At 50.3% G+C, this 14,917-nt stretch carries 12 protein-coding genes; 5 read left to right on the plus strand and 7 right to left on the minus strand.

Features of this window, described 5'->3' with window-relative positions; all coding sequences use genetic code 11:
• Positions 1-5: 5 nt before the first annotated feature.
• Entirely contained in the window at positions 6-1,034 is a 1,029-nt protein-coding gene (ala, locus tag KKD83_00665; GenBank protein MBU2534664.1) for an alanine dehydrogenase, read from the minus strand.
• Positions 1,035-1,414: 380 nt separating this feature from the next.
• Between ala and dctP the strand changes: the two genes are divergently transcribed.
• From dctP to KKD83_00685, 4 genes are all read left to right on the plus strand, one after another.
• The gene (dctP, locus tag KKD83_00670) at positions 1,415-2,491 is read left to right on the plus strand and encodes a TRAP transporter substrate-binding protein DctP (protein ID MBU2534665.1); all 1,077 of its coding nucleotides are present in this window, start codon (positions 1,415-1,417) and stop codon (positions 2,489-2,491) included.
• A 79-nt stretch (positions 2,492-2,570) separates the two neighbouring features.
• Positions 2,571-3,113 carry a TRAP transporter small permease subunit gene (locus KKD83_00675; protein ID MBU2534666.1) on the plus strand — a complete coding sequence of 181 codons (543 nt, stop codon included), beginning with the start codon at positions 2,571-2,573 and terminating at the stop codon, positions 3,111-3,113.
• Positions 3,114-3,149: 36 nt separating this feature from the next.
• A complete protein-coding gene (locus KKD83_00680) occupies positions 3,150-4,469 on the plus strand; it encodes a TRAP transporter large permease (GenBank protein ID MBU2534667.1) in 1,320 nt (439 codons plus the stop codon).
• Positions 4,470-4,566: 97 nt separating this feature from the next.
• Positions 4,567-5,889 carry an aminotransferase class III-fold pyridoxal phosphate-dependent enzyme gene (locus tag KKD83_00685; GenBank protein MBU2534668.1) on the plus strand — a complete coding sequence of 441 codons (1,323 nt, stop codon included), beginning with the start codon at positions 4,567-4,569 and terminating at the stop codon, positions 5,887-5,889.
• On the opposite strand, the gene KKD83_00690 is transcribed toward KKD83_00685, so the two are convergent.
• A complete protein-coding gene (locus KKD83_00690; protein MBU2534669.1) occupies positions 5,881-6,213 on the minus strand; it encodes a hypothetical protein in 333 nt (110 codons plus the stop codon). The two genes, KKD83_00685 and KKD83_00690, sit on opposite strands and share 9 nt — an antisense overlap.
• Before the next feature lie 133 nt (positions 6,214-6,346).
• Between KKD83_00690 and KKD83_00695 the strand changes: the two genes are divergently transcribed.
• Complete coding sequence (locus KKD83_00695; protein MBU2534670.1) at positions 6,347-7,504, plus strand: mandelate racemase/muconate lactonizing enzyme family protein; 1,158 nt, start codon at positions 6,347-6,349, stop codon at positions 7,502-7,504.
• Positions 7,505-7,566: 62 nt separating this feature from the next.
• On the opposite strand, the gene KKD83_00700 is transcribed toward KKD83_00695, so the two are convergent.
• The 5 genes from KKD83_00700 to KKD83_00720 form a co-directional block, all read right to left on the minus strand.
• A complete protein-coding gene (locus KKD83_00700; GenBank protein MBU2534671.1) occupies positions 7,567-8,979 on the minus strand; it encodes an MBL fold metallo-hydrolase in 1,413 nt (470 codons plus the stop codon).
• Between the two features lie 62 nt (positions 8,980-9,041).
• On the minus strand, positions 9,042-10,427 hold the full coding sequence (locus KKD83_00705; protein MBU2534672.1) for a monomethylamine:corrinoid methyltransferase: 1,386 nt from the start codon (positions 10,425-10,427) through the stop codon (positions 9,042-9,044).
• A 29-nt stretch (positions 10,428-10,456) separates the two neighbouring features.
• A complete protein-coding gene (locus KKD83_00710; GenBank protein MBU2534673.1) occupies positions 10,457-11,635 on the minus strand; it encodes a putative sulfate exporter family transporter in 1,179 nt (392 codons plus the stop codon).
• 102 nt (positions 11,636-11,737) lie between these two features.
• Positions 11,738-13,699, minus strand: a complete 1,962-nt coding sequence (locus KKD83_00715; protein MBU2534674.1) for an acetoacetate--CoA ligase — start codon at positions 13,697-13,699, stop codon at positions 11,738-11,740.
• A gap of 1,050 nt (positions 13,700-14,749) precedes the next feature.
• The coding region (locus tag KKD83_00720; GenBank protein MBU2534675.1) for a zinc-binding protein at positions 14,750-14,917 on the minus strand (168 nt) is incomplete at its 5' end.

Consider the following 14,917-nt stretch of genomic DNA (forward strand, 5'->3'; position numbering starts at 1 on the left):
CTTTTCTATTCAGAAAAATTAAAAGTGGCAACTTCCTTCGCCACGGCTTTTTCATATACAAGCTTGGCACAGACTATGTCCTGAATCGCCAGTCCGGTAGAATCGAAAATGGTTATTTCATCATCGTTTTCTCTCCCTTTTTTCATACCGGCCGCTATTTCCCCCAGAGTGCCGTAGATATCGTCCGTTTTCAAAAGCCCCCGCGAGAACGGAACGTTGATTTCACCGGAATGACGTGCTTGCCCAAGTTCATCAATGACAATCTTGGCACCTAGCAACAGGTCAGCTTCAATCTCCTGCTTTCCTTGCGCATCGGCTCCGATGGCATTAATATGGGTTCCCGGACTGATATGCGCCTTTTTAACCACCGGGTGAGTAGCGTAGGTAGTGGTCACCACAATATCAGCCTGCGCTGCCGCCTCGGCGGTTTCAACGGGATGAATGTTTATATTCAGTGTTGCTGCCATCTTCTGTGAAAATCTCTGGCTGGTTTCCTCCGGTAGCGAGTATACCTTGACCTCATCGATTCCTGGCAAAATCTCGCTTATAGCGAGCAGCTGCGCTTCCGCCTGCTTGCCGGCTCCTATCATTCCAACAACCGATGAGTCTTTCCTGGCCAAATATTTAACCGCTATTCCCCCAGCAGCCCCGGTTCTCATGTTGGTAATATGAGTGCCATCCATAATGGTCAGCGGGTAGCCGGTGCTGGGGTCACATAGAATAATTAACGCCATCACGGTTGGCAGATTGTACTTACGGTTATCAGGGTAGACGCTCACCCATTTCATACCGGCGCTCCCATCGATATAGGCGGGCATAGCCCTGAAATCACCGTGGTAATCCGGCAGGTCCAAATATATCTTGCCGGGCATGATGGCCTTGCCTTGAGCCTTGAGGCTGAAGGCATTTTCAACAGCTTCTAATGCTTCACCCATAGTAAGCAGTTTTTCAATTTCATGTTGGTTGATTAACAGCGTATTGAGTGCCGTAGACTGTTTATTCTCTTTGCTCCTTTGGTCGGAATTAATTTTCATATAGATGCCCCTTTTTAATATTCAGCAGTTAAAACCAATCAGAAAATCTTACCGTTATAAATAATATAGTTTTATGCCTTTCAGTGCAAAATAATTAACAGCAATGGGGGTGAAATTCAGTCAAATATCTGAATTTAGCCAGACTTCCTTCAAAACCAAGTAAAAATGTCTTGACAGTGGTTTATATTATGTTCAATAATTGTAGCAATTCGTACAACTATTTTAGATACCTGCTGAATTAGGCAAAGGGAACCGTAAGTTCAAGACATTCAAATTATAATTCTGCCGAATATCTAAAATCACGAAAAGAGGAGGTGATGGCTTTCAGGGAATAGATGCTTACTGTTGTGGCTTGCGAAATTATAAAGGGAGGTAAATAAGTGAATAAATCAATACTGCTAGTTATTCTTGCACTGGTATTAATTATGGCCTTGATTGTTCCCAGCTGCGCCAAACCGGCTCCGGCCCCCGCGCCCGGTGCAGCGCCAACAGCGGCACCACCCGGAACTGAGTACCAGTATCAATGGCGAAACAGCAGCAATTACCCAACCGACTCTGAAGGCGCTGATGCTATGTTCCGTTTCGGCGATCTGGTAACGGAAAGGACCAAGGGTCGTGTTACGGTTACCAGTTATGCCGATGGGGTGCTGGGGGGATGGGATGCCATCCAGGAGATGGTTATCCGCGGCGATGTTGAGATGATGTTTGAAGCCATTGATGACGCCTTTGACCCCAGAATCGCCGTAGGCTATTACATCCCGTACGTATTCATTGACTACGATGCGGCCCAACGCCTGTGGGCTCCGGGTGGCTACGTCTATGAGACCCTGAATAACAGAATCATGGTTCCGCTGGGCTACCGGGCTCTCGGCGCCTGGTGTGCTGGCATCGGTGGGATAACCACCAGGGACGTTCCTCGCGAACCGTGGAATACCGATGTAGCCAAGGATATGAAAATCAGGGTCATGGCCCTGACCGCCTGCCAGCTCACCGCTGAGACTCTGGGCTATATGGTGGTGGGTATGCCCTTTGCCGACGTCTATACCTCCATACAGACCGGCATCGTCGATGGTCAGCAGGGTGGCGGCACCATGCAGGCCTATATCTTCAAGGATGTACAGAGCACATACCTTCACTACAAGGACTACATTGAGCCCATCTGGTATGTAGTCAACAATGATTCCTGGGCATCGCTCACTGAGGAGGACCAGCAGATTCTCACCGATACCGCCCAGGAAATGCAGAATGAGCAGGCGGCATACGCCGAGGAGATGGACCAGAAGTACATGCAAATGCTGCGAGACTATGGCTGGACGGTACTGGAACCTACCGATGCAGAGTGGGAGCGCATGCAGCAAGCCGTCTTCGAAGAGGTCTGGCCAGAGCTCACCCCAATCATTGGTAAAGCCATCATTGACGGGCTTTATGATGCGCTGGGGATACCGCGTCCTGGATAATTGACTGGAACAGGCACGTTTTACTTAACCGGTGAGGGAGCTCAAGGCGAGTTCCCTCATCGGCTGGATGTGAGGAAATATGGCGGCTGCAATAAGCTCTTTAGCCAGTAAGCTGGCTTTTCGCTGGATACCATCGCTCATGTGGTGGGTGATACTGGTATCCTGCATCCCTCTGGTAGTGCTTATTTTTATTCAGGTGTGGCTGCGTTATGTCTTCCATGTTCCCATGCTCTGGGTGGAAGAAATCGCCATTACCCCTGCCTTCTGGTTCTACATGATGGGGGCGGCTTATGCCGTTTACGAGCGGACTCACATTAGGGTGGACATAGTAGAAATCGCGATTCATAACCCGAAGCGACGGCTGATAATCAGATTTATCTCCTCGCTGATTACACTTGGACTGGCCATGCTTTTTGTCTGGTGGGGCTATCAATTCTTTGTTTCGGACCTGGGATTCAAAATGGAGACGGCGACCTTGAGATACCCCATGATCTACGGACGCTGTTCTATCTTCTTCGCAGCCGGTATACTGGGGGGCTTTTACTTCTGGGTAGAAACAATAGACCTGGCGCGCCAGCTATTCTGGGGCAAGCCTCCGCTATATGAAAGGAAGGAGACGTAGAGCGAATTGGAGACCGCTTTATTTGGCATACCCAACCTGGGCATATTTGTTGACCTGGCCATTCTGGTAGGTCTGCTCATGCTCGGTGTGCCTGCCCCCTTTGCCTTCATGGCGGCGCTGGTATTTCTGGTTTATGTCTATGGGTTTGAGCCCGGGGCGCAACTGCCCATGGCTTTTCATAAGTTGAAAGCATTTACCCTCCTTTCCGTTCCCTTCTTTATCATGCTGGGAGGGTTCATGAGTTTGGGAGGTATGGCGGACAAGCTGGTCGCTGTGGCCGATGCCCTTGTGGGCCGGATTAAAGGTGGTCTGGGAATGGTTGCGATAGTGGCCTGCGCCATGGTTGGCGCCATCGCCGGCACCTGCTCGGCGGCAGTGGCATCCTTAGGTCCACTGGTGATTCCAGAAATGGAAAAGCAAGGTTACTCCAGAGGATATGCCACCGGGATGCTGGCGGTCGCTTCGGTGCTGGGGCAGCTAATCCCCCCCAGCGTACCGATGATTCTCTATGGCTTTGTTACGTGGGTGCCAGTCACCGCCTGTTTTCTGGCCGGGGTCGGGCCCGGCATCCTCACCGTTATCATTTACTGCATTATTAATTACTTCATGGTACGGAACAATCCCAACGTCAGGGTGGCACCCCCGATACCGATTAAGGCACAGGCCAAGCAGGTGGGAGTTGCTATTCATAAAGGATTTTTTACCCTGTTGCTGCCCATTATCCTCCTGGGGGGTATCTACGGTGGTATCTTCACCACCACCGAAGCCGCCGTTGTAGCCATGGTCTATGCCATAATCGTCGGGCTGTTTATCTATCGTTACCTTACTATCAGGATGATCGGGAGGACCTTTGTCTCACAGTGCGTTATCACCGGAGTGGTCATTCTGATGATTGTCTTTGTCATCATTTTAAGCCGGGTGATGACCATGCAGAATATCCCGCAGAGTTTGATTAAGATGATAAGTGGGGTTACCGAGAACTACTACGTAACTCTGCTGTTGATAAATGTCTTCCTCATCCTCTTGGGTATGATCGTGGATGATTTCACCGGCACCCTGCTGGCAGCACCTCTTTTGTTTCCACTAATAACACATATCGGGGTGAACCCCATTCACTTCGCCGCTATTTTAGGCACTAACCTGGGATTAGGGAATGTTACTCCACCCACGGCTCCCATCCTTTATCTGGCGGCGCGTATCGGCAATGTCAGCGTTGATAAGATGATAAAGCCGGCGCTGGTTTTCATGGTTTTTGGCGCCCTGCCGGTGGTGCTAGTCACCACTTACTGGCCCGACCTGTCGCTGTTTCTGCCCCGGTTGATATTGCCCAAGATAATGGCCGGGATGGGCGGATAAAACAAAGAGAAAAAAGGCCATCACTGATAAGTGAGGGCTTTAAAATAAAATCAATATAAGGTAAAATATCGCTGAAAAATATGGAAGGGGGTTGAAAATGACAATCAATACATTAAGTATAGTTGATGAGTATATTAAAGCGCATCCCGGCTCACAGAAGCTGCATGAACGAGCAATGCGAATTTTCGCGGCCAATGGTGCTACCCATACTGCCCGTGTCCTTGATCCCTTCCGCCCCTACGTAGTGCGCGCGCAGGGAACCCGCAAGTGGGACGTCGATGGCAACGAATACATCGATTTTGTCATGGGACACGGTGCCTTAGTTCTGGGTCATGCGCATCCCGCTATTGTCCAGGCAGTGCAGGAACAGGTGGCTAAAGGGACTCATTATGGGGAAAACCACGAACTTGAAGTAGAATGGGCGGAACTGATTCAGCGCATGATGCCGGCAATGGAAAAGATTGAGTTTTTCCCCTGCGGCCAGGAAGCAAACATGATGGCCGTTCGTCTTTCTCGCCTCTTCACCAATCGTAAGAGAGTACTCCGTTTCGCGGAGAACTTTCACGGCTGGGGTGACGAGCTTGTCGCCACCACTACTCCAGGGGTGAGCAATGACTGCGTCACCATGCTACCCGGGCATGATTTGGAACTGCTGGAAAAGGAGCTGGCGACCAAAGAGTACGCCATGGTCATGATTGAAGGTGGCGGCGCCCACATGGCCGGGCAGGTTCCCTGGGACCCTGATTTCGTCCGCAGTATCCCCCCGCTGACGCGCAAGTATGGCACGATATTCCTTATCGACGAGGTGGTTACCGGCTTCCGCGATGCCACCGGCGGCTGGCAGTCCACCATCGGGGTTACGCCCGATTTGACCAGTCTGGGCAAGATTATCGGCGGTGGGCTCGGTGTCGGCGCAGTTGGTGGTCGGGCTGATGTAATGGACATGCTCAAACCCAAGGCTCCTCCACAACCTTTTGCCCGGCACTCCGGAACCTGGAATGCCAACCCGCTCACCTCGGCCGCTGGGGTAGCCGCCTGCAAACTGTACCTTGATGGCGAACCACAGCGACGGGCCAATGAACTGGGCGCATATCTCAGGAAGAAAGGCAATCAGGCATTGAAGGACAAAGGGTATGCCGGCCGACTCTATGGGCGAACAATTAGCCATGTCTATCTTGGTCCGCCTGACTATGAACCGGCTGATGATAGCCTGCCGCCCACATCAGACGTGGCGAAGTTAATGTCGAAAGCGGATGTGAAGTTAAAGCTTTGCGTGCACCTGCTTCAGAGAGGCATCGCTACCATGGGCGGAAGGTTCTTCGTCCTGTCTGGTATGCATACCGAAAAGGAGCTGGACCAGGCAGTGGATGCCCTGATTTCAAGCCTTGATGCCATGGCAGCGGATGGAAGCTTAACTTAGCTTTGATTCGGGGGCAGGACTACTGGCGCCCGTTTCCAAAACCCCGATGCTACTTTGCTTTTGCATATCCTGTTCAGGCAATCGAGTCCAGTGCCCCGATGATGCAGCTCCAAGCTCCTGATACGGTTCAAATCCGACGGACAGGCGCAGCATACCGGGAAAAGGATACTTTTTCTGCCCGAACACAGTGGGCACGTGTATCAGAACGCTCTCCGCATTGCCAAGCGTGAAAACGTTGCGAATTATTAAGAAGGCGCACTTAGCACATTGGCCCCACAAGTAAACAAATTGCCAGCCAAGCGTTATCTTGAAGAAGGTTAACATAAAATGAAGATTACCGATGTAAGATGCCTTGTATTTGACTGGGAATATATAAACAAGCATAAGACTTATGAAACACCGTCGCTTTAATTCTCGGTGAAGCACTATTGTTATTAAATAGAAGAGGGAGTACAGAATGAAAATCATCGATATTAAAACCTATCTCGTCGATGCTAACTGGAGAAACTGGGTCCTGGCGAAGGTGGAGACCGATGAAGGGATTCACGGTTGGGGCGAAGCCAGCATGGAGATGAATGAGGATATAGCTCCTGAGGCCGCGATAAAGCGTATGTCAGATTATTTCATCGGCAAGGACCCGCGCACCATCGAATTACACTGGCATACTGTGTACCGCGATACCTGGTACCACCCGTGTTACGTGATGGAAAGCGCGCTGGCCGCTATGGAAATCGCGCTCTGGGATATACTCGGGAAGAGCCTCAATGCGCCTGTTTATCAACTTCTCGGCGGTGCCTGCCGCCCCAGGGTAAGGGCCTACGCCAATGGCTGGTACTCCAAAGCAAAGAGCATAGATGACTACGGGAAACTGGCCCAGGATGCCGTTTCCTTTGGTTTCAAGCACATTAAAATTGACCCTTTCTGGCCCAGCGATCTATACGGTGAACCGGATGAAATAGCCAGACCCAGGGAAATAATTCGAACGGTGCGCGAGGCTGTGGGCTCCAGCACACATATACTTGTTGAAGGTCATGGGCGATTCAATGCCGACAGGGCTATCCAGATTGCGCGTGCCCTTGAGGAGTACAACCCCTATTTCTTTGAGGACCCGGTGCCTCCGGAAAATGTTGATGTTTTAGCCAGAGTGACTTCGTCAATCGGCATACCTGTCTGTTCCGGAGAAAGGACATGCACACACTGGCAGGCCCGCGAAATAATAGAGAGAGATGCGGTATCGGTCTTCCAGCCCGATGTGGTTCATATAGGCGGCATCTCGGAGACCAGGAAAGCGGCGGCCATGGCCTCCGCTCACTACATCCCGATATCCATCCATAACCCCAATGGGCCGGTGCAAACGGCAGCCAGCATTCATATAGGTGCGTCAACGCGTAATTTCCTGTTTACCGAATTTTTCTACCCGGACCTTCCCATATATGAGGAGATACTGAAAGAACCGCTATCTTTCTCCAAGGGCTGCTTTGATTTGCCAACTCGGCCCGGTCTGGGGATTGACTTCGATGAAAATGCCCTGCTGAAACGGCCACCGAAACAATACCGTGGTGTGGCCGCACTATATGATGCCAGCGCCGAACCAGGGTCGGGTTCCGGGTATTAGGAGACGGCGCCATTTGCAGACAGGTCATACCTGATATGAATGGCGGTGTAAGAACTTAATCATTAAGTGAGTGTCACAGTATCCCGGTAGCCTGGAACCCGTGTTTGCCACCCTGTCTGTTCACTGATGAATTTCGCAAGGCTGGTCGCGGCTTTTTCCTCACCGTGGGTGACAAAGACGCAGCGAGGTGGCATGCGCATGTCGGAGAGCCAGGCCAGCAGCCCTTCGCGGTCAGAGTGGGCGGAGAAGCCATGTATCTGAACCACACGCGCCCGTACCGGATAGGTATGCCCCAATAGTCGGAGTTCTCTTGCCCCATCCAGAAGGCGTCTACCCGGCGTTCCCTGCGCTTGATACCCTGTGAACAGTATGGTGTTCTCCGGTCGAGTAATGTTATTCACCAAGTGGTGCTTGATGCGGCCGCCTGTTACCATACCGCTGCCGGCTATGATTAGTACACTCCCTTTGGTGGAGTTGATTGCTTTAGACTCCTCCGTAGTCTGCACTATCTTCAAGTTATCAAAACTAAAGGGTGAATTCCCCTGGTGCAGACGCTGCATCATTTCCCTGTCGAAGAGTCCAGCGTGATGTTTGAAGACCTCGGTAATACGTATCGCCATCGGGCTATCCAGGAAGACAGTAATCGGCGGGATTTCATCGCGCAGGAAGAGTTCGTTCAAATGGTAGAGCAGTTCCTGGCTGCGCTCCAATGCGAAGCTGGGCACAACGATGTTGCCGCCAGCCTTGATTGTCTCGTTGATACAGTCGCGCAGTTGTGCCTGAATATCGACGTTCTTGTGTTCGGCGTGGGTGCGGTTGCCGTAGGTTGACTCGATGACCACGTAATCCGCCTCATAGAAAATGGCCGGGTCATTTATGATAGGGCGGTCGGGTTCGCCAACATCGCCGGAAAAGAGGATGCGGCGCTTCTCACCGTCCTGGATTATATTAATGGCAACAGTGGCCGAACCAAGCACATGGCCAGCCTCATAGAAGCATCCTTCGATGCCATCTTTCACTCTGATACAACTATCGTATTCCACGGCGGCGAAATGCGGGGTAACTGCCTCGGCATCCCTGGTGGTGTAAAGCGGCAACTCTGGATATGGCCCACGCCGCCCTTCGCGCTGATGACGCTGTGCCTTATAGATAGCGTCTTCTTCCTGCAGGTGTGCAGAGTCGAGCAGTATGATTTGGGCGATTTCAGACGTTGCCTGTGTACAGTATATCTTGCCCTTGTAGCCATCGCGCACCAATTTGGGCAACAGGCCGCAGTGGTCGAGATGGGCATGGGTTAAAAAGACAGCGTCGATGGTGTCAGGGCGGAACGGGAATGGCTGCCAGTTCCTTTCCTGATATCCGCGTTCCTGATATAACCCGCAGTCCACCAGCACACGGACATCTGAGGTCTCCAGCAAATAGCAGGAACCGGTTACATTGTGCGACGCACCAAGGAATGTGACTTTAGCCAGCATAAATCATCAAGTCCTTTCATCATTGTACTGCTAAAGGGTCTTGTGTTTGAATATACCAAATATCATAGGTAAGGTGAAGTGAGCGGCATTCTTAAACCGAACTCGTTACCCATCTCCTTTCTGACTTCGCGGTAGAGCTCTATACATTCTTTAACCGGCGTTCCCGCCGCCAGATTAAAGTATTCTGGGAATTTCTTACCGGCCGGGGGGTCCTTTAACGAGCTTTCATACTTATCAAGCAGTGCCTTCACTATTTTATTCGCCTCCTGACGGCTCATCCCGACTACGGAATGCGCTATCCCGTTGCCGAAGATATTCTCCAGGGGTCCGGAATTGTCTACAATTACCCCTCTCGATGGGGGAGCGATTTCGACGGAGCCACCGGACACCACGGAGGCGACAATCGCCGCGCTATACTCGTAATAGCTCATTTTGGTCATCGGCCCGGCCATCGAATACACCGGACTAACTATCGATAGTGGGCTGTGGCGGGTCGTGGCTTGATTGGCTACGCTCCGTGCCCAGATTGTATTACGGTTGGAGGTGGTCCCCATCTCAATGGGGACGGCAAAGGGATGTTGTGCCACCCCTCGTATGACAAGCATATCTACCGGATTATAGGCGGCGCTGACCACCGCCACGCCCACCGGTCCACCGGCGAAACCACCCAGGATAACCCCGTTTTCGGCAAAGGTTAAATTCCCCACGGCTTGCGCATAAGCGACCTTGTTCAGCGCGTCGAGGTCTACCTTCAACTCGTGGACGGTGCCTATTTCCAGAAAATCCGTTTTCGGATTACCAAATCGGTGACCCGCAATATGTTCCGGAGCCCTTATCGCTGAAGCCACCTCATTGACCACCGGCATTCCCGGACGGCCGGCTCGACGCAAGGCCTCACGGGTTAGAAGTATGGTCCTAATGGCACCCTCCAGCCCCATGGGACTACCCGCCACCAGTGGCTGTCCATCCAGATTGGTCAGGCAGGGAGCGGTGATACCATCCGAAAGAGGGTCCTCCGCATATGTCTTGACTATATTGATTAAATTCAACTCGCTGGATACCGGACCGGCTCCTGAACCGGAACACCAGGGAGGCGTTTCATCTTCCGGGAAACGCCGCGGCATCACCCTGGCATCTTTTCCCTCACCGTACACCACATTCACCGGTGCTGATGCAATGGCTCCTTCTATCTCCTCTCGGGTGAAAAGAACCCGTCTTTCCGTATCAAGGCAGTAAACCCCCGTCTCAACGAGAAACTCCATGGCCGCTTCCCAGACTCTATCAGCCAGGTCGTCATCTGCCGGGACCGGGTTCTGCGGGTCATATTTAATGTCATACTTCTCTACCACTTTGCGCAAGTTAGGCACAAAGATACGGAGGTCAAAATCCCGCTCCGTGCAAATTGGGCCATTAAACGCCCGCTCCATAACTGTCCCAAAACTAATCATCGGTTTATTTTACCCTCTTTTCTGATTATTTACAGTGTTACATAGGGGCCTATGAGCAACACCAGAATCAGGCTGGTTACTCCGACGATTGTGGCTGCGAACAGTCCGACGTAGAAAGGCTTTATTCCCAGCCCTCTGACAGTAGCAAAGGATGTTCCAAGGCCAACCCCGGCCATGGCTGTGGCCAGGATGTATCCGGACCATTGTTTAATATTGACCACTACCGCCTTCCAGGTCTCATCGGTAAGCAGTGCGAAAGCTTGACCTCCGCTATTTATGCCGGCATCGCCGGCTGACCTCAGGATAGCCATAACGAGAAATCCAATGATGAACAATGGGAACAATTTCAGTGGATTAATCCTGGCTCCGCGTTTTGACTCCCCCGATTTAATACTTCGTCGGTTATAGATGTAGGCCATAACGGGGATAACTGCGGCCATCATGGCGTTCCTCACCAGTTTGGTTACCATGGCTGCGTCGGCAGCGGTTGGATTCGCGCTCGTCTGAAATGTCTGGTCGTATATTAAGCCCGCTCCGGCTACCTGTGCGGTCTCATGAATTGAAGTCCCGGTGAAGAGGCCAACCATGGTCGTGCTCCCCGAGAATATCAGGTGAGATAGGTAGGGATAAATAAACATGGCTATCAGGCCAAAAACCGTGATATTAGCCACTGCATAGCTCACCTCCTCATCCTTGGCACCGATTCCCGGCGCCGTCGCCACTATCGCGGAAGCGCCACAGATGCTGGTGCCAACGGCGATTAGCGTGCCAAGGCGCTCCGGGAGCTTGAGCAGACGTGTGAAATATGTGGTGACGATAAGTCCAACCAGGATGCAGAGTATAACGATGGGCAGCCCCCAGGTACCCAGCTTCAATACATCGAAAATGCTCAACCGGATGCCCATCATGATGATTCCCAGCCTCAGGAGCTTTTTCAGACAGAAACTCAAGCCGGGTTTGAAGATGGGATGCAGCCCAATCAGATTCCTTATCAGGATGCCGGCCAGAATGGCCACTATAATATAGCTGATAACCCCTCTTTGTCCCAGAGCGGAGTTGATTAGGTTGGTAAGCTGTATTGAGGCGACAACCAGCACAACAGCCAGAGCAACCCCGGGAATGAGCGCCGGTGTTTCTCTCAACGTGCAGCCGAAGATGAGCTCTTCAATCAGGTTGGGTTTGCGTTTTACCTTGTCGCTGTCACTCATGATTTCTTATGAGCTTCATTTTGCCATCTTTGCGTTGTTCCGTATTGTAACAGAAAGGCATTTGGTGCTCAATGCTCGTGAAATCACTAATGGCGTGAGGTATCACTCCTGTTGAAGCTCAACTCGAATGCTTTCATAATAATCCAGCGATTCGGGATTCATCAGGGCGTCCCGATTTAAGACCGGGCGACCATTTATTAAATTCGTTACCGCCATTTCCACCTTTTTCATGTTGAGCGTATAAGGGATATCCGGCACTTCAATAATTTTGGCAGGGACATGCCGTGGCGAAGCGTTTTCCCGAAGCATCTTTTTGATTTTATCCTTCAGCTCCTCGGTCAGGTGGTAACCTTCAGCGAGTTTAATAAAAAGTATGACGCGCTGGTCGCCTCTCCATTCTTGACCAATAGCGAGGCTATCAGCGACTTCATTTAATTTTTCAACTTCGTTATATATTTCAGCGGTACCGATACGAACTCCCGATGGTTTTAAAACAGCATCAGAGCGGCTAAAAAAGGTTATTCCTCCGGTATCACTGTGAATCACGATATAATCCCCGTGACGCCATACATTGGGGTAAACACTGAAGTAGGTTTCTATATACTTTTCATCCTTCGGGTCATTCCAGAAGCAGAGCGGCATAGAAGGGGAGGGAGCTTCACACACCAGTTCTCCCACCTGGTCCAGCACCGCTCTACCCTTTTCATCGTAACACTTGACTTTCATTCCCAAAGCCGCCCTTTGCAATTCACCGGCATATACCGGAAGGGTGGGACTACCCTGAGCGAAACAACCGTTGATATCTGTACCCCCGGAAATGGAATTAAAATGAAGGTCTTTCTTAATCGCCTGATAGACGTATTCAAATCCATCAGGCGATAGGGCTGAGCCAGTCTGTGATATTTCCCGCAAAGATGAAAGATTAAAATCTTTACCCGGCATAAGTCCCTGGCTTTTAATAAAATTTATATAACTGGCGCTGGTTCCGAAAACGGTTATCTTTTCATCCTGTACCAGTTTCCACATAGCCGTTGCATTGGGATAATTGGGATTACCATCATACAATACTATTGTTGCCCCGACGGCCAGTGAACTGAGAAGCCAATTCCACATCATCCAGCTGCACGTTGTGATATAGAATATGACATCTTCTCGCTTTAAATCAGTGTGTAGTACCAGCTCCTTCAGGTGATTTATTAAGACCCCGCCACCTCCCTGGACAAGACACTTCGGCTTGCCGGTGGTCCCTGAGGAATACATGATAAATGCGGGGTAGTCAAAAGGCAGCTGTTCAAAATGGATGTCACGTTGACGCTTATGGGCGATAAAATCCTCATAATAAATTGAGTTGGGAATATGGCTGATACCAGAATCTCCTTCCCGGTAGCGGACCACGACAACGCTTTCCAGCGAGGGCAACCCTTTTGCGATTTCACTGACATTGGCTAGAGAATCATGTGCCTTTCCTTTATAAAAATAACCATCGACGGTAAACAGGACTTTAGGCTCAATCTGGCCGAGACGGTCCAGTGCCGCGTGTGCCCCTAGGTCAGTAGCACATGAGGACCATATCGCACCAATGCTGGTGGTAGCGAGCATGGCGACGGCGGTCTCGATTAAATTGGGCATATAGGCGGCTATCCTGTCCCCGGGTCTAATTCCCATCTCGCGAAGTGAAGCCACAAGTCGAGCTACCGCATCATAAAGTTCTGCATAGCTCATTCTCGTTGATTTCTGTGTCTCTCCCTTGAAAATAAAAGCAGGTTGGCTATCTCGGTATCTCAATAAGTTCTCGGCGAAATTCAACTTGGCGCCGGCAAACCATTTCGCCCCGGGAAACTTGCTTAAGTCGTCTACTACCTCGTTATACTGGCGGGAAGCTCTAACCTGGGTAAATTCCCAGACAGCGGCCCAGAAATCGGGGATGTTTTCGATTGACCAATCATGTAGCGCGTCATAGGAGTCGATATTAAGGCCAAATTTAGAGTTAACAAAATTGATGAATCTGGTCATGTTAGCCTGGTTTATTCGTTCTTGAGAAGGCTTCCAAAGCAATTTACCCACTGTCTTTTCTCACCTTTAGTTCATAAGATATTCTGTCCGATAATTCCTGTTTTTGGTAAGTGTATATAATAATTCCGAACATAGCAATCCGCCAGACCATTTAAATATTAGCAGAATAAATAGTTTTACAAAACAGGGATTACCTGTTATTGAACAATTGCTTGTTTTGTTACCGTGTTGAACAAATTGACAGACTTGCTATTGAAGTTCTGGTGTCGAAAAGGAATCTTCGTTTGTGGTTCTGGTATCATAGGAAACGCGTTTTTGCTAATAGGGATTATCACTGCTGCCCTAAATACGAGTATTGCTGGTTTTACACCTGTAGTCTGGATGCTACTGGCTTTTATTCTATATGTGATCATGATTTTCTCCGTAACACTTAGAATCATGACCCAGTTAGAATCTCAACGGTAGCTCATCTTAGGCATGGATAGTTTTCCTGTCCAGCGGATTTCCCAAAGGCTGCAGCTACCTGCATTCGGGTAATCAACGATGTCTTCCTCATATTCTTCTGGCTGATGAGCAAGGGGACAAGATATAGGCGAACTGAAGGAAGTCGTTAGCAACCCCGTTGGATTAGCAAAACCCCAAAAAGAAACCCCTTGTCCGGCTGATTTAGCCTCAAAACAGGGGGTTATTTTTGTCTTGGTAGCCCAAGTTGTTCAATAGATAGAACTTTTAGAGCAGAGTTTGCTTTTGTTTGATTCGTTCGAGCTAGTTGAATGAAATTGTAGCAACTGTGGTATTGGGATTGCAACCAGATTGAAGACTAGCTAAATATTAGGGCACAATAAGATGAAATGTTACCTGTGACACCTTCTGGCATGGCGGACAGATTGGTAACGATGAATCCCACTCGTGGGAATAGCTGTCCCCGGTGCCACTTCACATCGCGCCTCGTCAAAGGCTAGAGAACAATTCCAGCTATCGGCCTACGCTCAAACCAGAGCTAGGTTTCTGCTTAATAATTTGTTAACAGAAGAAACGTAAAAGGCTGGGTAAGGCTATCCAGTTGGACGGTTCACCCAGCCAATCGTTATCCGCTGATAACTAATATCTTTTTACTGGGTTCGTTTTGCGGTAACAATCTGAACAGTAGACTGGCCTATCACCACGGGGTTCAAAAGGTACTTCAGTGTCTTTGCCACACGTGGCGCATTTCACGGGAAACATCTGTCGCGGGGAGCCGTAGCTACTGGAACCACCACCGTAACTGCC

It is taken from the genome of Chloroflexota bacterium (assembly GCA_018829775.1).
Lineage (GTDB): Bacteria > Chloroflexota > Dehalococcoidia > Dehalococcoidales > RBG-16-60-22 > E44-bin89.